General features: G+C 70.8%; 16 protein-coding genes and 1 riboswitch. Of the genes, 8 read left to right on the plus strand and 8 right to left on the minus strand.

The features are described from left to right. The first annotated feature begins 7 nt into the window (after window positions 1-7). The gene (locus GVL05_RS04345) at window positions 8-2,005 is read left to right on the plus strand and encodes a S9 family peptidase (protein WP_159571609.1); all 1,998 of its coding nucleotides are present in this window, start codon (window positions 8-10) and stop codon (window positions 2,003-2,005) included. On the opposite strand, the gene gcvP is transcribed toward GVL05_RS04345, so the two are convergent. Genes gcvP through gcvT form a run of 3 tightly spaced genes read right to left on the minus strand, consistent with a single transcriptional unit; the run spans window position 2,002 to window position 6,438 of the window. Then, the gene (gcvP, locus tag GVL05_RS04350; protein WP_159571612.1) at window positions 2,002-4,941 is read right to left on the minus strand and encodes an aminomethyl-transferring glycine dehydrogenase; all 2,940 of its coding nucleotides are present in this window, start codon (window positions 4,939-4,941) and stop codon (window positions 2,002-2,004) included. The genes GVL05_RS04345 and gcvP overlap by 4 nt on opposite strands. Continuing rightward, window positions 4,938-5,315: a glycine cleavage system protein GcvH gene (gene gcvH / locus GVL05_RS04355; RefSeq protein WP_123938974.1), complete on the minus strand. Its 378-nt coding sequence runs from the start codon at window positions 5,313-5,315 to the stop codon at window positions 4,938-4,940. Before gcvH ends, gcvP begins: the two co-directional genes overlap by 4 nt. A 4-nt stretch (window positions 5,316-5,319) precedes the next feature. Then, window positions 5,320-6,438 (minus strand): glycine cleavage system aminomethyltransferase GcvT, encoded by a 1,119-nt coding sequence (gcvT, locus tag GVL05_RS04360; protein WP_159571615.1) that lies wholly within the window; start codon window positions 6,436-6,438, stop codon window positions 5,320-5,322. A 151-nt stretch (window positions 6,439-6,589) separates the two neighbouring features. Further along, a riboswitch (glycine riboswitch) is annotated at window positions 6,590-6,692 on the minus strand. Between the two features lie 96 nt (window positions 6,693-6,788). Between gcvT and GVL05_RS04365 the strand changes: the two genes are divergently transcribed. The 4 genes from GVL05_RS04365 to GVL05_RS04380 are packed head-to-tail and all read left to right on the plus strand — an operon-like array spanning window position 6,789 to window position 8,688. Continuing rightward, complete coding sequence (locus tag GVL05_RS04365) at window positions 6,789-7,163, plus strand: BlaI/MecI/CopY family transcriptional regulator (protein WP_111084962.1); 375 nt, start codon at window positions 6,789-6,791, stop codon at window positions 7,161-7,163. Window positions 7,164-7,176: 13 nt separating this feature from the next. After that, complete coding sequence (locus GVL05_RS04370) at window positions 7,177-7,914, plus strand: M48 family metalloprotease (protein ID WP_111084961.1); 738 nt, start codon at window positions 7,177-7,179, stop codon at window positions 7,912-7,914. 40 nt (window positions 7,915-7,954) lie between these two features. Continuing rightward, complete coding sequence (locus tag GVL05_RS04375) at window positions 7,955-8,437, plus strand: FBP domain-containing protein (protein WP_123673093.1); 483 nt, start codon at window positions 7,955-7,957, stop codon at window positions 8,435-8,437. Next, on the plus strand, window positions 8,434-8,688 hold the full coding sequence (locus GVL05_RS04380; protein ID WP_111084959.1) for a hypothetical protein: 255 nt from the start codon (window positions 8,434-8,436) through the stop codon (window positions 8,686-8,688). The genes GVL05_RS04375 and GVL05_RS04380 overlap by 4 nt, the downstream gene beginning before the upstream one ends. A gap of 54 nt (window positions 8,689-8,742) precedes the next feature. On the opposite strand, the gene GVL05_RS04385 is transcribed toward GVL05_RS04380, so the two are convergent. Next, on the minus strand, window positions 8,743-9,627 hold the full coding sequence (locus GVL05_RS04385; protein WP_159571618.1) for a LysR substrate-binding domain-containing protein: 885 nt from the start codon (window positions 9,625-9,627) through the stop codon (window positions 8,743-8,745). Window positions 9,628-9,695: 68 nt separating this feature from the next. Here GVL05_RS04385 and GVL05_RS04390 point away from each other — a divergent pair, with 68 nt between their 5' ends. Beyond that, the gene (locus GVL05_RS04390; protein WP_159571621.1) at window positions 9,696-10,184 is read left to right on the plus strand and encodes a GNAT family N-acetyltransferase; all 489 of its coding nucleotides are present in this window, start codon (window positions 9,696-9,698) and stop codon (window positions 10,182-10,184) included. Between the two features lie 50 nt (window positions 10,185-10,234). Beyond that, a complete protein-coding gene (locus tag GVL05_RS04395) occupies window positions 10,235-10,420 on the plus strand; it encodes a hypothetical protein (RefSeq protein WP_159571624.1) in 186 nt (61 codons plus the stop codon). A 9-nt stretch (window positions 10,421-10,429) separates the two neighbouring features. On the opposite strand, the gene GVL05_RS04400 is transcribed toward GVL05_RS04395, so the two are convergent. From GVL05_RS04400 to GVL05_RS04410, 3 genes are all read right to left on the minus strand, one after another. Further along, a complete protein-coding gene (locus GVL05_RS04400; protein WP_228504723.1) occupies window positions 10,430-11,617 on the minus strand; it encodes a MalY/PatB family protein in 1,188 nt (395 codons plus the stop codon). Window positions 11,618-11,793: 176 nt separating this feature from the next. Further along, entirely contained in the window at window positions 11,794-12,726 is a 933-nt protein-coding gene (locus tag GVL05_RS04405; protein ID WP_235035844.1) for a DUF4041 domain-containing protein, read from the minus strand. A 434-nt stretch (window positions 12,727-13,160) separates the two neighbouring features. Continuing rightward, window positions 13,161-14,429 (minus strand): hypothetical protein, encoded by a 1,269-nt coding sequence (locus tag GVL05_RS04410; protein WP_235035845.1) that lies wholly within the window; start codon window positions 14,427-14,429, stop codon window positions 13,161-13,163. 141 nt (window positions 14,430-14,570) lie between these two features. Here GVL05_RS04410 and GVL05_RS04415 point away from each other — a divergent pair, with 141 nt between their 5' ends. Beyond that, window positions 14,571-15,347: an isocitrate lyase/phosphoenolpyruvate mutase family protein gene (locus GVL05_RS04415; RefSeq protein ID WP_159571633.1), complete on the plus strand. Its 777-nt coding sequence runs from the start codon at window positions 14,571-14,573 to the stop codon at window positions 15,345-15,347. 82 nt (window positions 15,348-15,429) lie between these two features. On the opposite strand, the gene GVL05_RS04420 is transcribed toward GVL05_RS04415, so the two are convergent. Next, window positions 15,430-16,887 (minus strand): amidase family protein, encoded by a 1,458-nt coding sequence (locus GVL05_RS04420; protein WP_235035846.1) that lies wholly within the window; start codon window positions 16,885-16,887, stop codon window positions 15,430-15,432. Window positions 16,888-16,889 lie beyond the last annotated feature (2 nt).

Below are 16,889 nucleotides of genomic sequence, written 5' to 3' on the forward strand. Positions count from 1 at the left end.
TGAACACGTGCTCGCGAACGACATCCCCCATCTCCACGTCCCCTCCTCCCCCACCGTCAGCGGTGATCCCAGGGACGGCGGAGCGGCCTTCGTCGCCGTCTCGCGTCCGGACCTCGAACAGGACGCCTACCGCAGCACCATCGAACGCGTGACCGGCGAGGGCGCGGTCCGCTGGACGTCCGGCGACCGCGACTCATCGCCAGTCCTGTCACCGGACGGTCGCTCGCTCGCCTTCCTCCGGTCCGTCGACGACGACCACGGCGTCGCCCACCCACAGCTCGCCGTCGCACCGGTGCACGGCGGCGAGGCCCGCGTCGTCACCGCGCTCCCCCTCGGTGCCGGCGACCCCGTCTGGTCGCCCGACTCGACACGTGTCGCGGTGACCGCACGGTCCCCCGAACCCGGGCGCTACGGCTCCGCAGTCCCCGGCGGCGACCGTCGCCCGGCAGCGGCCGCCGAGGCGCCGCGGCTCGTGTCGCGGCTCGACTTCCACGTCGACGGCACGGGGTACCTGCTCGACAAGCCGCAGCAGATCGTGGTCGTCGACGTCACCGACCCGGCAGCGGCACCGGCGGACTCCCCGCTCACGAGCGCGCCCTGCTCGGTGTCCGCACCGGCCTGGTACCCGGACGGCGGCGCGCTCCTCGTCGTCGCCCCGCGAGACCTCGGTGTGCGTGAGACCCACGACGACGACCTGTACCGCGTCGACGCGTCCGACGGCACGATGGCGCTGGCGATCCGGACCGAGGGTTCGGTCAGCTCGATCGCGATCGCCCAGGACCGTACCGTCCACTACGTCGGGGCGTCGCACCGCGACGGGCGTCTGGTCGGCGAACCCGAAGGGCTGTGGGTCGCCGCGCACGACTCCGAACCGGTCCGACTGACCGCCCGCGAAACGGTCGACGTCTCCGGGACGCCGGTGTTCCACCGCGACGACGTCCTCGTGCAGGTGCTCGACCGCGGCACCGTCACCGTCCGTCGTGTCCCGGCCGGCACGACGGCTCCGCTCCGGCTGGACCAGCTGGGGGTCGTCCTCGGCGGCCGCCTGGTCGTCTCGGGCTTCGACGTCGACGGGGACGTCCTGGTCGCCACGGCTGCCACGACGGACTCGCCCGGCGAGGTGCACGTGGTCGACCTGACCGCGTCCGACGATGCCGTCCCCACGGTCCTCACCGACTACGCGGCCCCGCTCCGGTCCGAGGCATCGGCCCCCGGTGTCCGCCGCATCGAGGAGCTCACCGGGAACGCTGCCGACGGCACCCCGGTGCACGGCTGGGTCGTCCTGCCCGAGGGCGAGGGGCCGCACCCCGTCCTCCGGGTGGTGCACGGCGGACCGTTCGGCCAGGACACCTGGGCGTTCTTCGACGAGGCGCAGGTCTACGCCAGCGCCGGGTACGCCGTCGTCATCGGCAACCCGCGAGGATCCGGTGGCTACGGACTCGACCACGGCCGCGCGGTCATCGGGGCAATGGGCACCGTCGACGTCGACGACGTGCTCGCCCTGCTCGACGCAGCGCTCGAGCGCCCCGACCTCGACGCGGCACGAGTCGGCATCATGGGCGGCTCGTACGGCGGGTTCATGACGAGCTGGGTCGCTGCCCACCACGGCGACCGGTTCGTCGCCGCGTGGAGCGAGCGCGCCGTGAACGCGTGGGACTCGTTCGCGGGCAGCTCCGACATCGGTTGGTACTTCGCCGACGCGTACGTCGGTGCCGACCCGGAAGAGCAGCGTCGCCGCAGCCCGCTGACGTACGCCGCGCAGGTCACCATCCCGTTCATGGTCGCGCACTCGGAAGCGGACTGGCGCTGCCCGATCGAGCAGGGGCAGCGCCAGTTCGTGGCCCTCCGGCGCGCAGGAGTCGACGCGTCGTTCCTCGTGTTCCCCGGCGAGGGCCACGAGCTCTCCCGCTCCGGCACGCCGTGGCACCGCGTGCAGCGGTTCGAGCACGTCCTCGCCTGGTGGGCGGAGCACCTGCCCGTCACGCCGGTGGACGCGGGTCGCTAGGCGAACGCCTCCACCGGCGGGCACGCGCACACCAGGTTGCGGTCGCCGTACGCCTGGTCGATCCGGCGCACCGGCGGCCAGTACTTGCGGCCGCTGATGCCCGGCAGCGGGTAGACAGCCTGCTCGCGGGTGTAGGCGTGCTCCCACTCCCCCGAGATCACCGACGAGGCCGTGTGCGGGGCGTGCACGAGCGGGTTGTCGTCCGCCGGCCACTCTCCGCGCTCCACCGCCGAGGCCTCGGCACGGATGGCGAGCATCGCGTCGACGAAGCGGTCGAGCTCGGCCAGGTCCTCGCTCTCGGTCGGCTCCACCATCAGGGTGCCGGCGACCGGGAACGACATGGTCGGGGCGTGGAAGCCGTAGTCGACCAGGCGCTTCGCGACGTCGTCGACGGTGATGCCGGTGGCGTCGCGCAGTGGCCGCAGGTCGAGGATGCACTCGTGCGCCACGAGGCCGTCCTCGCCCGTGTAGAGCACCGGGAACGCGTCGCGCAGTCGGGCCGCGATGTAGTTCGCTCCGAGCACGGCTGCCTCGGTCGCACGGGTGAGGCCCTCGAGCCCCATCATCCGGACGTAGGTCCACGTGATGGGCAGGATGCTCGGGCTGCCGTACGGCGCCGCGCTGACCGGGCCGCCGGCGTGCGCCAGGCGGTCGTCGGCCTCGGCCGCGGTCGAACCGGGCCGTCGGTCGGCCTGCTGCGCGAACGGGTGCCCCGGCAGGTACGGCGCCAGGTGCGCCTTCGCCGCGACCGGACCGACACCGGGCCCGCCGCCGCCGTGCGGGATGCAGAAGGTCTTGTGCAGGTTGAGGTGCGAGACGTCGCCGCCGAAGTCGCCGAAGCGGGCGTGGCCGAGCAGCGCGTTGAGGTTCGCGCCGTCGACGTAGACCTGGCCGCCGGCGTCGTGCACGGCGTCGCAGATCTCGCGGATGTCGTGCTCGTACACGCCGTGGGTCGACGGGTACGTGATCATCAGCGCAGCGAGGGTGCCGGCGTGCTGTTCCGTCTTCGCGCGGAGGTCGGCGAGGTCGACGTTGCCGTTCTCGTCGCAGGCGACCACGACGACCTTCATGCCGGCGAGCACCGCGGACGCGGCGTTCGTACCGTGCGCGCTCGACGGGATGAGGCAGACGGTGCGCTCGGTGTCGCCGTTCGCCAGGTGGTACCCGCGGATCGCGAGGAGTCCGGCGAGCTCACCCTGGCTGCCGGCGTTCGGCTGCAGGGAAACGGTGTCGTACCCGGTGACCTCGGCCAGCCAGGACTCCAGGTCACCGATCATGTCGAGGTAGCCCTCGACGTCGCCGCGCGGCGCGAACGGGTGGATGTTCGCGAACTCCGGCCACGTCACCGCGGCCATCTCGGTCGCCGCGTTGAGCTTCATCGTGCAGCTGCCGAGCGGGATCATGCCCCGGTCGAGCGCGTAGTCCTTGTCCGCCAGGTGTTTCAGGTACCGCATCATGCGGGTCTCGCTGCGGTGTGCGCTGAAGACGGGGTGCGTCAGGTACTCGCTCTCGCGCAGCAGACCGGCCGGGAGGCCCGTGGCCGCGTCACGCACGGCCGCCTCGGTCGCGGGGACGGTGACGTCCACCGCCCCGAACACGCCCGCCAGTCGGGTGACGTCGTCGGGCGTGGTCGTCTCGTCGACGGAGAGCTGGAAGACGTCCTCGTCCACCTGGTGCAGCAGGAAGTCGGCGTCCTGCGCTGCGGCGACGACCGCCCCGGCGCGACCGGTGGCCCGCAGGGTGAGCGTGTCGAAGAACGCGTCGTACACCACCTGGAGGCCGGCGTCACGGGCGACCGCGGCGAGCGCCGACGTCGTCCGGGCGACCCGGTTCGCGATGAAGCGCAGCCCCTCGGGCCCGTGGTAAACGGCGTACATCGAGGCCATCACGGCGAGCAGGACCTGCGCGGTGCAGATGTTGCTCGTCGCCTTCTCGCGGCGGATGTGCTGCTCGCGGGTCTGCAGGCTGAGGCGGTAGGCCATCGCACCGTCGGCGTCGAAGGACACCCCGACCAGGCGGCCGGGCAGCTGGCGTTCGAGCCCGGCACGCACGGCGAGGTAGCCGGCGTGCGGGCCGCCGAAGCCGAGCGGGACGCCGAAGCGCTGGCTCGTCCCGACGGCGACGTCGGCACCCAGGTCACCGGGGCTGGCGAGCAGGGTCATGGCGAGCAGGTCGGCCGCGACGACGGCGATGCCGCCGCCGGCGTGGACACGCTCGATGATCGACGACGGGTCGACGATCCGGCCGGAGGCACCGGGGTACTGCACGATCACGCCGAAGGCACCGTCGAGCTGCGCGTCGGTCGGCCCGACGACGGGGTCGAACGCACGCAGTGTGATGCCGACGGCGTCGGCGCGGTGGTCGAGCAGCGCGCGGGTCTGCGGCAGCAGGTCGTCGTCGACCAGGAACGCGTCGCCCTTCACCTTGGAGGCGCGGCGGGCGAGGAGCATGCCCTCGACCACGGCGGTGCCCTCGTCGAGCATCGAGGCGCCGGCGGTGGCCATGCCCGTCAGGTCGGAGACCATCGTCTGGAAGTTGATGAGCGCTTCGAGCCGGCCCTGCGAGATCTCCGGCTGGTACGGCGTGTAGGCCGTGTACCAGCTCGGGTTCTCGAGCACGTTCCGCTGGATCACGGCGGGGGTGTGGGTGCCGTGGTAGCCGAGGCCGATCATGGCCCGGCGGACGGTGTTGCGTCCGGCCGTGGCGCGGAGTTCGGCGAGCGCCTCGGTCTCGCCGACGGCGACGGGGATCACCGATTCGGTGACGGGTGCTGCGTGGATCGACTCCGGGATCGCGGCGCGGACCAGGGCGTCGAGCGACGGCCGGCCGACGGTGTCGAGCATCGTCTGCTGGTCGGCCGGGGTGGTGCCGATGTGGCGGTCGGCGAACGAGGTCTGCAGGTTCTGGAACCCCTGCTGGTCGTCGGGGCCGGTCATGCGATGGACGCCCGGTACGTGTCGTGGTCCATCAGGTCCTCGGGGAACGAGGTGCCGTCGACCTTGATCTTGACGAGCCAGCCGGTGCCGAACGGGTCCTGGTTGACGGTGTCGGGGGCGTCGACCACGGCGTCGTTGACCGCGACGACCTCGCCCTCGATCGGCGCGAAGAGCTCGCCGACGCTCTTGGTGGACTCGATCTCGCCGATCTGCTCGCCCGCGGTGGTGGCGGTGCCGACGGCGGGGAGCTCGACGTAGACGACGTCACCGAGCTGCTCGGCGGCGTGGTCGGTGATGCCGACGGTGACGGTGTCGCCCTCGACGAGGAGCCACTCGTGGTCGGCGGTGTACTGGAGTGCGGTCTGGTCGCTCACGGGATCAGCCTTTCTGAGGACGGCGGTAGAAGGGGAACGCGGTGACGGTGCTGGGGATGGCCGTTCCGCGGACGTCGATGTGCAGGACTTGTCCCTCGGTGGCGAGCGTCGGGTCGACGAAGGCCATCGCGACGGGGTGGCCGAGCGTCGGCGAGAGGGCACCCGAGGTGACGGTGCCGACGACCGCACCGTCGTGCACGACGTCGTACCCGGCACGCGGGGCACGGCGGCCCTCGGTGACGAGCCCGACGAGCACGCGGGCGTCGTCCGACGGCGCGACCCCGGCAGCGCCGACGAAGTCACCGCTCTTGGCGACCACGCGGCCGAGTCCTGCCTGGGCGGGACGCACGTCGGTACCGAGCTCGTGCCCGTACAGGGGCATGCCGGCCTCGAGCCGCAGGGTGTCGCGCGCCGCGAGCCCGGCGGGGACGACACCGCGGTCGGCGCCGGCCTCGAGCAGCGCGTCCCAGATCGCCGGGGCGACCTCGGGTGCGCTGTACAGCTCGAAGCCGTCCTCGCCGGTGTACCCGGTGCGGGCGACGAGCACCTCGGAGCCGTCGAACACGGCGTGCAGGGCGCGGTAGTAGCCGAGGTCGTCGAGGGGGCTCTCCGGCTGCAGGCGGTCGGCGACGACGAGGGCGTCGAGCGTGCCGGCGGCCGCGGGGCCCTGGATCGCGACGAGTGCGGTGCTGTCCGAGTCGTCCGACACCGCGACGTCGAAGCCGTCGGTGCGCGCGGACAGTGCGGCGACGGCGACCTCGCGGTTCGAGGCGTTCGCGACGACGAGGAACACGTCGTCGTCGGTGCGGTACACGACGAGGTCGTCGAGGATCCCGCCGTCCTCAGCGAGCAGCAGCGAGTACTTCGCGCGGCCGAGCGGCATCGCGCCGAAGGAGCCGGCGAGCGCGTGGTCGAGGAACACGACGGCGTCCGGACCGGTGACGCCGATCTCGGCCATGTGCGACAGGTCGAAGACCCCGGCCGACTGGCGCACGGCGTGGTGCTCGGCGAGGTCGGACGAGTAGCGCACGGGCATGCGGTACCCGGCGAAGTCGGTGAAGGTCGCACCGGCGGCTTCGTGCGCGGGTTCGAGCGGGGACGAACGCAGTGGCGTCGGACTCATGGCGGAGTTCTCCTGGCATCAGCAGGGCCCGGCGACGATCGCCGGGTGGAACTCCCCCTCTGTCATGGGCCTGAGAGTTTCACCGCGGCCCGTGAGGTCCGGCGGCTTTCACCGTGGGCGAGACGACTGAGCGTCTGCTTTTCAGAGTGGCCTGTCCGCTGCGGTGTGGGACCTGAGAGATTGACGGGGGGATTGCTCCTTCGGTGCCGTGCGTGCGCCCATGGGCACTGCACGGCGTCTCCCGCGACGGATGAGCGGCCGGTGTGTTCAGTTGTCCGCGCCGAGCATACCGAGACCGCGTTACGAACGTGTGTCGCGTGCCGGCCTTCGACATCTCGTAGAATGCGGGGATGGCCGGACAGCGATCACGCCCCAGGGGGCAGCTCGAGCAAGCGGTGCTCGACGCACTCCGCTCCGTGACCGACGGCCTCACCGCACGACAGGTGCTCGATGCCTTCCCGGAGCCCCGGCCGGCGCTGACCACCGTGCTCACCGTCCTCGACCGGCTCGGCCGCAAGGGCCAGGTGGAGCGGCAGGAGCACGACGACGCCCCGCTGAGCTTCCGTGCCGTGCACAGTCGCGACGAACAGACCGCGTCCCTCATGTCGAGTGCGCTCGCCGCCTCGGCCGACCGTGAAGCAGCGTTGCTGCAGTTCACCGGCTCGCTCGCCTCCGACGACCTCGAGGCCCTGCGCCGCGCCCTCGACGCCCGCGCACGTTCCTGACCGGGGTCGCTCCGTGGTCGTCGCCGGCATCGCGCTCATCGTCCTCGCCCTGCTGGTGGTCGTGTTCGCACCGAGGGTGCTGACCCGGTCCGCCTGGACCATCGACCGGCCGCGCACCGCCCTGGTGTGCTGGTCGCTCGCGGTGCTGCTCGGCGTCGTCGGGTTCGTCGCCGGCATCGCCCTCGTCGTGCTCGCCGACCGCCCGCTCACCGAGCTCCTCGGCGGTGACGGCTCCCCCACGCACGGCTTCAACGTCGGCGTCGCACTGCTCGCGGTCATCGCGTTCGTCGTCGCCGTCCGCGTCCGGCCCGGGCCCGAGCACGAGGCCGTCCGCCAGGCCATGCGCTCCGGCGTCGCGCCGCACCGCGAGATCGACGGCACCCCGGTGGCCGTCGTCGATGCGGACCACGCCCTGGCCTGCGCCGTGCCCGGGCGGAGCGGCGGTGTGCTGGTCAGCACCGGTTTGGCAGACCGGTTGCGGACGGACGAACTGGAGGCCGTGGTCGCCCACGAGCGCGCCCACCTGACCCAGCACCACGCGGCTGCGGTCGCGGTCGCCGAATCGATCGAACGTGCGGTCCCGTGGGTTCCCGGTGCGCGCGCCATGGCGCGCTCGACGCGCGTCCTCGTGGAGTTCGCCGCCGACGACGCCGCAGCCCGACGTGTCGGACGCGACGCCCTGCGCCGGGCCGTCCTGGTGGCGGACGAGAGCAGCGCGCTCGGGGCGATCCGCGCCTCCAGGCTGTCCTGAGCGAGCACGTGTCGGAGGCGAGGCATATGGTGATCGGACCGTGAAGCCACTGACCGAAGCCGACATCCGATCCTCGTTCGTCAACGCCACCCCCGACGAGCTCGAGCAGCTGCCGATCCCCGGGCTGCACGAGATGCTCTGGGACGAGCGCGAGTTCCTGGGGTGGCGCGACCCGCAGGCCGCCCGCCGCGGGTACATCGTGTCCTGGATCGACGACCGCCCCGTGGGCATCATCGTCCGGTCCGCGGGCGGCTCCCTCCGCGCCGGCATCGCCGCGATGTGCTCGTTCTGCCACTCCCCGCAGCCGGCGACGCAGGTGCGGCTGTTCTCGGCGCCCCGTGCGGGCGAGGCCGGGCGCAACGGCAACACCATCGGCACCTACATCTGCGAGGACCTCGGGTGCTCGATGCTCATCCGCACCGCGCCCCCGCACCTCAACCCGCCGGCGACCATCGCGATGCGCGGCGCCTCGCTGCTGCAGCGCGTGCAGAACTTCACCGCTGACATCATGAAGTCGGCGTGAGCCGCTTCGGCACCGCCCGCTGGGCCGTCGTCGAGGAGCTCGGCGACGGACGCTGGCGGTTGACCCTTCGCGACGAGGCCGACGACGAGCTCGGTGCGTTCGGCCTCGGGGTCGAGGGGCCGTGGGACCCGGACGTCGAACCCCACGTCGGGTTCGTGCTCGTGCAGCTCGGGCTGACCCTGCGCGGCGCACGACCGTGGCACGTCGACGAGCTCGGTGACCACCGGGCACCCGTGCTCGCGCTCGGCTGAGCGGAGCGCTTCCCGCCGGGCGTCGCTCAGTCGGCATCGCTCAGTCGGCGTCGCTCAGTCGGCTTCGACGAAGTTCCGCAGGATCTCGCGGTCGTCGCCGGCGCGCATCGCCCACGACAGCTCGCTGCGGTGATCGCTGTCGGTCAGCGGCAGCAGCACGACGGTGTCCGGTGCGGCGAGCGCGGCACTCTCCGGAGCGACAGTCACGCCGAGTCCCGCCCCCACCAGGTGCAGGACTGTGGCCCAGGTCGTGGCCTCCTGCACGACCACGAGCCGTCGGCCACCGGCGGTGACCGGGGCGAGGTTCCGCTCGGTCGCGAGCGAACCGGCCACGGCGGGGAAGAACACGAACGGCTCGTCCACGAGCTCGGTGCCGCGGATCGCCGCACGGCCCGCGAGCCGGTGTCCGCGTGGGACCGCCGCGACGAACGCCTCGGTCCGGAACGGCAGCAGCCGCACAGCGGGGTCCGGGTCCGGGTCGCGCACGACGGCCAGGTCGAGCTCGCCCCGCACGATCCGGGCGAGGAGCGTCGACGAGTAGCCCTCGGTCAGGTCGACGCGGACCAGCGGGTACCGCGCACGGAACGCCTGCACGCGCTCGATCGGCCCGAGGGGCAGCGCGGAGACGACGAACCCGACGTCGAGCCGGCCGGCCTCGCCCCGCCCGACCCGGACCGTCTCGTCGAGATCGCGGCGCACCTGCCCGAGCAACGACCGCGCGCGCCCCTGCAGTACCTGGCCAGCGGCGGTGAGGGCGACGCTGCGGCTCGTCCGGACGAACAGGTCGACGCCGAGTTCGCGCTCGGTGCGGCGGATCTGCTGGGACAGCGCGGGCTGCGCGATGCGGAGGCGCTCGGCAGCGCGTCCGAAGTGCAGTTCGTCGGCCACTGCGAGGAACGCGCGGAGCTGACGGACGTCGACGTCCGGATCCCGATCCATGCACACAGCCTATCGATCGAAGCGAACGAGTATTGGACGTGACCCCATCGCGGTCCGAGGATGGACACATGCCCGAAGCGACCTCCACCGTCACCATCGCCGACCTCGCCACCCCCGCTGACGCCGAGGCGTTCCGTGTCCTCAACGAGGCCTGGATCACGCAGTTCTTCGCGCTCGAGGACGAGGACCGCAAGTTCCTCGGCGACCCCGTCGGTCACGTCGTCGAGCCCGGCGGCGCCGTCTTCGTCGCGCGACTCGACGACCAGGTCATCGGGTGCATCGGCATCGTGCCGACGACCCCGGGGGTGTTCGAACTCGTGAAGATGGCCGTCGCGCCCGGTCACCAGGGGCACGGCACCGGTCGGAAGCTCATCGCCGCTGCACTCGACCGCGCCCGGGAGCTCGGCGCGCAGCGGATCGACCTCGAGAGCAACGCACAGCTGGCCAGCGCCGTGCACCTGTACGAGGCGTTCGGCTTCCGGCACCTGCGCAACGACGAGCTCGTCCCGAGCCCCTACGTCCGCGCCGACGTGCACATGACGCTCGAGCTGCGCTGACGCGTGAGCGGCACCGACGATGGGCTAGCCCGCTTCGGTACGCTCACGGCATGGCGACGTACGAGGTGCAGGCGGTCCGTGAGCGCGGCGCGTGGCAGGTGTTCATCGACGGCTTCATGGTGACCGAGGTGAACCGCTGGCCAGCCGTCGGCTTCGTCGCCCGCGAGATCCTGGCGATGGACCGCACCGACGACCTGCAGATCCGCGTCGTCGGGCGCAACCAGTACATCGACTGACCCACGCGCTCACGCGACGTGCCAGACCAGCCCCTCCTGCGCACTTGACGGGTACGCCGAGGCGATCCGGAACACGGCCTCGCGCAGCGTCTCCGGTGAGCACGCCAGGTTGAGGCGGACGAACCCGCGCCCCTCGCTCCCGAACCCGAGCCCGGAGTTCAGCGCGACGTAGGCGTTCTCGCGCAGTGGAACGGCCGGGTCGTCGCCGAGCCCGATCCCGCGGAAGTCGAGCCACGCCAGGTACCCGGCGCGCGGCCGCGTGTAGACGACGCCGGGCAGGTGCTCGGCGAGGAGCTTCGCGAGCAGCCGGTCGTTGGCCACGATCCGGGACACCACGTCGTCGAGCCAGGTGGTCCCGACTGTGAACGCGGCGAGGTTCGCGTGCAGCCCGAGGATGCTCGTGCGGCAGGCGACCTCTTCCCACAGGGTGTCGAGGAGTGCGGCGGTGCGGTCGTCACCGGCGACGATGATCGAGCACTTCACGCCCGCGAGGTTCCAGCCCTTGCTCGCCGAGGTCACGCAGACGCTGCGGGCTCCGACGGGCTCGGCGACGGCCGCGAACGGGGTGAACTGCACGCCCGGGTGGGTCAGGGGTGCGTGGATCTCGTCGCTGATGACGAGCACGTCGTACTTCGCCGCGAGTTCGGCGATCGCGAGCAGGTCGGCGCGGTCGTGCACGAGGCCGACGGGGTTGTGCGGGTTGCAGAGCAGGAAGACGCCGACCCCGCTCGCGAACGCCCGCTCGAGTCCCTCGAGGTCGAGTCGGTACTGCCCCCACTGCTCGAGCAGCGGGACCTCTTCCACCTGACATCGGGCCTCGTCGACGAGCTCGAAGAACGGCGGGTACACCGGCGGCGTGATCGCGACGCGACCGCCGTCGGGCAGCGCGAGCCGCAGCGACTCGACGATGCCGACGCTGACGTCGGTGGCCAGGTGGATGCGGGACGGATTGATCTCCCAGCCCCAGCGGTCGAGCGCGAACTGCGCGAACGCGGGCGCGAGCGGCCCCGGTCCGTCCAGGTAACCGAGGTCGGACTGCGACACGCGCTCGATCAGGGCCTGCCGGATCTCCGGCGCGACGTCGTGGTCCATCTCGGCGACGAACAGCGGCAGCACGTCGGGCGCGTACCGCGTCCACTTGATGCTCGTCCGGACCCCGCGGAGCGTGCCGACCGGGTCCTGCTCGTCGCTCGCCATGCGTCCCAGCATGCACCGACCGGGAGGCCCGGCGCGAGCCCGCCTGTCATCCAGCGTCGTCTTCCGTGCACCCTGGGACGCGGGGCGTCGCCCCGCCGCGAATGCGGCGAGACAGCTACGGTGAAACGGCCCGCGCCGGAACGTCGAACTCGGGCCCTTGACGAGAACCGGTCAGTTCAACCGCGAGACGGCCAAGTCCCCACCGACTGCAAGTACTCCGTGGCATCCGCATCTTCACGGAACTCCAAGAGCGCTCCGACTTTCTGCAAGAGAACCTCGCGCACTTCTGCCGGCGTGGCGAAGAAGAACTCCTTGCGGGAGTTGGCCTGGTTCAGCGCCCGCGCCGCGAAGTGCCGATGGAGCTGCGTCTCCAGGGTCACGGCATCCTCGGAGAAGTAGATGGTGTGCACGTCGAACCGGAACGGCACCGAGGCTCCGCTCAGTTCGCTCACCCGGTCCAAGGGTTCGAGTCGTCGGGTCAGACCGATCTTGACGACGTCCGGGCCGAACGCGCCCCTGTTCGAGATCACGTAGACGTAGCCAGCACGGATGTTGGCGGCCCTGAAGTCGTTCTGAGCGATGGCGTCATCGATCGCGAGAAGCCGCTGCTCGAGGTCCGCATCGCTCTGTCCACTGCTCTGCAACTGAGCAAGAGTTTGTCGAATGAGTGCCCGCTCTTTGTCGAGCTGCTCACGCTCAGCGTCGAGTTCCTGCTGGACCCTCCGCTCCTCGCGGAGCTGTGCCCGTTCTTCTCGCTCCCGCTCACGTTCTTCCTGTTTCTTCATGAGCCAGTCGGCCGTGAGTTCGATCTCTTCCTCGCGAAGCGCGTGGAATGCTGGAGCAATACGCATCTCCATCATCGAACCGAGCCTCGCGATCGCATCGCGTGACTTCTCGAGCCTCCGCTTCGCCGTCTCCACGTTCCCCGCTCGAAGCGACCGAATCGAGTTGTCAGCCTCGGCGTTGTACGCGCGGAGCATGAGCTTCGACAGGTCGTCAGTCATCTTCCGCCCCTTTGCAAGAGAGTTGTCGAAGGTGAACATGTTCGAGCGTTCGATCGCCCTACCGGAGCGGACGAGGTCCGCGATCCGCACCTCGATGTCCTTCAACTGTTCTTTGTAAGCAGCCGCGTCTTCGAGGGGATGGTGGTAGCGGTAAATACCAACCGCTTGGAGGACCTGTTCATCATCAAGCGGCACGACCTGCGCATCGGAGTCCGAGCTGAGAGCAGCACGAAGATCCCGGATCGTGGCCTCGAGCGACTCGATCTTCTCGTCGCGGGGGTCCGCGCCAGTTTGCAGGCGTGCAGACCGGCGTTCGCGCGCACCAGCCGTGCCGGTGGGCTCGACAGGGAGCGGAGTCGTGGGTGCGGCGGAGGGTGTTCGGGAAGCCGGTGCCGGCGCCGGATCACCTGCCGCGATCCACAGTTCCCACCCCTCAGGAGGAGCAGGCCAGTCGTCGGGCGGACTCCAAGACGGCGGCGGTGACCATCCCGATGGCACCGCTGGCCAGCCCGGAGGCGGGTTGAACCGATGTCCCGTACTCACGAGCGACGTACCCCGCCGGGATCGACGACGACGAGTCCTGCCGGGTTCTTCGACGTGGCTGCTCCCAGCAGGTCCAGCGTCGCCGACGGCACGACCCCGGCAAGGTCGAACTCAGTGAACTGGTCTCGCGACGCGCTGACAGCAACGAGGGGGAAGAAGCGATCCAGGCCGGTTGCGGGGTCCTTTGTCGATGGCCCGACTTGCAGTGCCACTGTCTGGATGATGCCGCGGCGGTCGGCCTCGAACACCTCGTGGAGGGTCCGCAGCGCAACCTGCGCGAGCGCATCGCCATACCGCTCGTTGATGTCCTTCTTCGTTGCGGGGCTGCCGACGATCTCGTCGTTGGCCTTCACCCAGCGGTAGCTCTTTACAGCCGGAACCGCCTCCGGCGCCGGAGTCACCGCCCGAATGAGCGCCTCAGACGTGCTTCCATCGAACTCTGCCTGGTGCGACACCACGAAGGCCTCCGGATACACCGAGTTGGCCAGCACGATGTCGACGTACTCCTCGACAGCCTCGGTCACGCCGTACCCGAGCCCAGCGATCAACGCGTCTATCTCACCGTTGTGCTCCGCGACCTCAGCCTCGCGGAGTCGGCATTCCGCTTCGTAGCGCTCGCGCTCGGCGCCGAGGAGCTCCATCCGACGCCGCTCGATCGCATCGTGCTGTCTGTCTGCCTCACCCTGCCGTTCAGGGAGGGAGGCGCGGAGCGCCTCCCACTCCGCAGACGCGACCTGGAAACCGGCCCACCATTCTTGCTTCAGCTGCTCGTGCTTCTTCTTCTTACCGAACATGCCCTTGGGCACCGGTGGTTCCTGCCACACCGGCTGCGGCGGAAGAACAAGGGGAAGCGGACGAGGGCGCGGAACCTCGAGGTCCGGGTGTGGGAACGGAGGATGGTTCGCCGTGCGCTTGAGCCTTTCCAGATCGATGTGGTCGTCGACGTCAAGCGTCGCGGCGAGAAGACCTGCGATGTCCTCGTTGGTCGCTTGAATCTGTGCGTTCTTCTCCTCGGACTCGGCTTTTCGCGCCTCACCATAGGCAGCCAGCGCCTCGCGTTCCAGACGCTTCCGCTCGGCGTCCGTGGCGCGAGCTGCGGCAGCATTCGCACGCTCGGATTGCGCCCGAGCTCGCTCCACAGCCGCAACCGCCGCAGCCTGCTGACGGACCGCCGTCGCTTGCTGCCGGTGAACTCGAGCGGCGTTCGCTTGCGCGACCCGCTGCTGATGTTGGATCTCCGCGAAGAAACCGCGCCTTCTTGCCATTACTGGACCTCTCCCTGCCGACAACACCCAAACCCTACCGAAAACTGAAATCTCAACCACCTCATGACGCGAGTGATCGTCGGCCTCCTGGACGCTCGACTGTCTCGCCGAGCCACAGTCCGTCGGCCTACTGTCGGTCCCATGAGCACGAGCACCGCCGACAAGGCCACCACCCTCAAGCAGCTGCACGAAGGCCCGGAGATCCTCCGCGTCGTGAACGTGTGGGACGCGATCACCGCGAAGGTCGTCAGCGACCTGCCCGGCACGAAGGCGATCGCCACCGCCGGGCACTCGATCGCCGCGTCGTACGGGTACGAGGACGGCGGGATGCCCCTCGACCTCGCGCTGTCGGGCGCCGCGATCGTGGCCGCCGCGACCGACCTGCCGGTCACCGCTGACCTCGACGACGGCTACGAGGACCCGGCCGAGACCATCCGCCGCGCGATCGGCTCGGGCATCGTCGGCGCCAACGTCGAGGACCGCCTGCGTCCCTTCGACGAGGCCGTCGCCCGGGTCGCCGCGATCACGGCCGCTGCCCAGGCCGAGGGCGTCGACTTCCAGTTGAACGCCCGCACGGATGCGATCGCCCGCGGCGGCGACCGTCCGATCGACGAGAGCATCGCGGACGCCATCGCACGTGGCAAGGCGTTCCTCGACAACGGCGCCGCGCTCGTCTTCGTGCCCGGCGCGATCCAGCGCGACGTCGTCGAGCAGCTCGTCGCCGGCCTCGGCCGCGGCAAGCTGTCGGTCATCGGCCTGCCGGGAGCCCTGCCCGCCGCCGAGTACGAGGCCCTCGGCGTCGCCCGCATCTCCTACGGTCCGCTCACCCAGCGCGTCGCGCTGCGCGCGCTCCGCGACCTGGCGACCGACCTGTACGCCGACGGCGTCGTGCCGGAGGACACCCCGACCCTGAACTGACGGAGCGGACGGACGGGAGGCCCGGTGTCAGCTGGCACCGGGCCTCCCGTCTGCATGTGGTCGCGATCGCGACCCGCTCAGCTCAGCCGAGCGCCGGGTACAGCGCGGGCGTGGTGCGCGCCTTCGTCTCCTGCTCGAAGGCGTAGCCGAGGCCGATCAGCGTGCTCTCGTCGAACGAGCGGCCGAGGAACTCGAGGTTCACGCCGGCGCCGGTGATCGTGCCGTCGGCCGCGGTCGCCTGCCCCATCGGGACGGTGATCGCCGGCATGCCGGTGTTCGGGCTCAGACGCATGTTCGTCGACTGCGTGCCGTAGGGCGTGCCCGACGGGTAGATGAGCGAGTCGAGGTCCTGGTCGTCGAGCATCTGCGTGACGAGCTGCTTGCCGGTGGCGAGCTGCGTCGTGTGCGACCCCGTCGGCCCGGCCCACGCCTGGTACTGCGCGTCGGTGATCAGGTCGCGGGACTCGTAGGTCGACTTGCGGCTCGGCACGTACTCGCCCGAGGCCAGGATGCCCTGCAGGGACCGGGCGGTCACGTCGGGGTCGAGGTGCTTCGCGACGTACTCGTCCAGGTCGTGCTTGAACTCGTTCGTGCTGCCGCTGCCCTCGGACAGGACCCGGTTGAAGGCCGTCGTCGCGGTGATCGGGACGACGGTCGCCCCAGCGGCCTCGAGCTTCGCGACGGACGCGTCGAACAGTCGCTTGGCCGAGGCGTTCGTGCCGACCATGCTCGTGACGTAGCCGATGCGGGCGCCTTCGAGCGAGTCCGCGTCGAGCGAGGACGTGTACGAGGTCGGCACCTTGCCGGACTGCGCGCTCGTGACGGGGTCGGCCGCGTCCACGCCGGTCACGGCGTCGAGCGCGACGGCCGCGTCGGTCACCGAGCGGGCGATGGGCCCGCCGGTGTCCTGCGACAGCGCGAGCGGGATGATGCCGTCGCGGCTGGCCAGGCCGACCGTCGGGCGGATGCCGACGAGCTGGTTATACGTCGACGGGATGCGGATCGAGCCACCGGTGTCGGTGCCGAACCCGATGCCGGCGAGGTTCGCCGCGATCGCCGCACCGGTCCCACCGCTGGAGCCACCGGCGGTCTGCGCCGTGTTGTACGGGCTGGCGACCAGCAGGGACGAACCGGCGGGCTGGTTCGACGAGAACTCCGAGACGAAGCCGTAGGCGAACTCGTCGAGGCTGGCCTTGGCGAGGATCACCGCACCGGCACCGCGCAGTCCGGCGACCATGGTGGCGTCGGTGTCGGTCTGGTTGTCGTCCCAGCAGCCGCAGCCGCCCGTGGTCGGCATGTCCTTGGTGTCGTAGTTGTCCTTCACCGCGATCGGCACGCCGAGCAGCATGCTCGTCATGCCGTGCTCGGCACGCTCGGTGTCCGCCGTCTTCGCGGCGGCGAGGGCCTCGGCGTTCGTCGTGACGATCGAGTTGAGCGCACGGCCGGTCGACGCGAAGTCGACCTTCGTGCGGTCGTACGCGGCGATGCGGTCGAGGTAGTCCTGCGTGATGGCGACCGAGGTGGTGACCCCGGCGTTCATCG

This window comes from Curtobacterium sp. 18060 (genome assembly GCF_902706105.1).
In the GTDB taxonomy this organism is placed as follows: Bacteria; Actinomycetota; Actinomycetes; order Actinomycetales; family Microbacteriaceae; genus Curtobacterium.

What these genes read in the sequence shown, in the direction of transcription:
- gcvP (WP_159571612.1), bottom strand. Translation starts at nt 4,941, where the DNA reads ATGACCGGCCCCGACGACCAGCAGGGGTTCCAGAACCTGCAGACCTCG.
- gcvT (WP_159571615.1), bottom strand. Translation starts at nt 6,438, where the DNA reads ATGAGTCCGACGCCACTGCGTTCGTCCCCGCTCGAACCCGCGCACGAA.
- GVL05_RS04365 (WP_111084962.1), top strand. Translation starts at nt 6,789, where the DNA reads ATGGCCGGACAGCGATCACGCCCCAGGGGGCAGCTCGAGCAAGCGGTG.
- GVL05_RS04385 (WP_159571618.1), bottom strand. Translation starts at nt 9,627, where the DNA reads ATGGATCGGGATCCGGACGTCGACGTCCGTCAGCTCCGCGCGTTCCTC.
- GVL05_RS04390 (WP_159571621.1), top strand. Translation starts at nt 9,696, where the DNA reads ATGCCCGAAGCGACCTCCACCGTCACCATCGCCGACCTCGCCACCCCC.
- GVL05_RS04395 (WP_159571624.1), top strand. Translation starts at nt 10,235, where the DNA reads ATGGCGACGTACGAGGTGCAGGCGGTCCGTGAGCGCGGCGCGTGGCAG.
- GVL05_RS04400 (WP_228504723.1), bottom strand. Translation starts at nt 11,617, where the DNA reads ATGGCGAGCGACGAGCAGGACCCGGTCGGCACGCTCCGCGGGGTCCGG.
- GVL05_RS04410 (WP_235035845.1), bottom strand. Translation starts at nt 14,429, where the DNA reads ATGGCAAGAAGGCGCGGTTTCTTCGCGGAGATCCAACATCAGCAGCGG.
- GVL05_RS04415 (WP_159571633.1), top strand. Translation starts at nt 14,571, where the DNA reads ATGAGCACGAGCACCGCCGACAAGGCCACCACCCTCAAGCAGCTGCAC.
- GVL05_RS04420 (WP_235035846.1), bottom strand. Translation starts at nt 16,887, where the DNA reads ATGAACGCCGGGGTCACCACCTCGGTCGCCATCACGCAGGACTACCTC.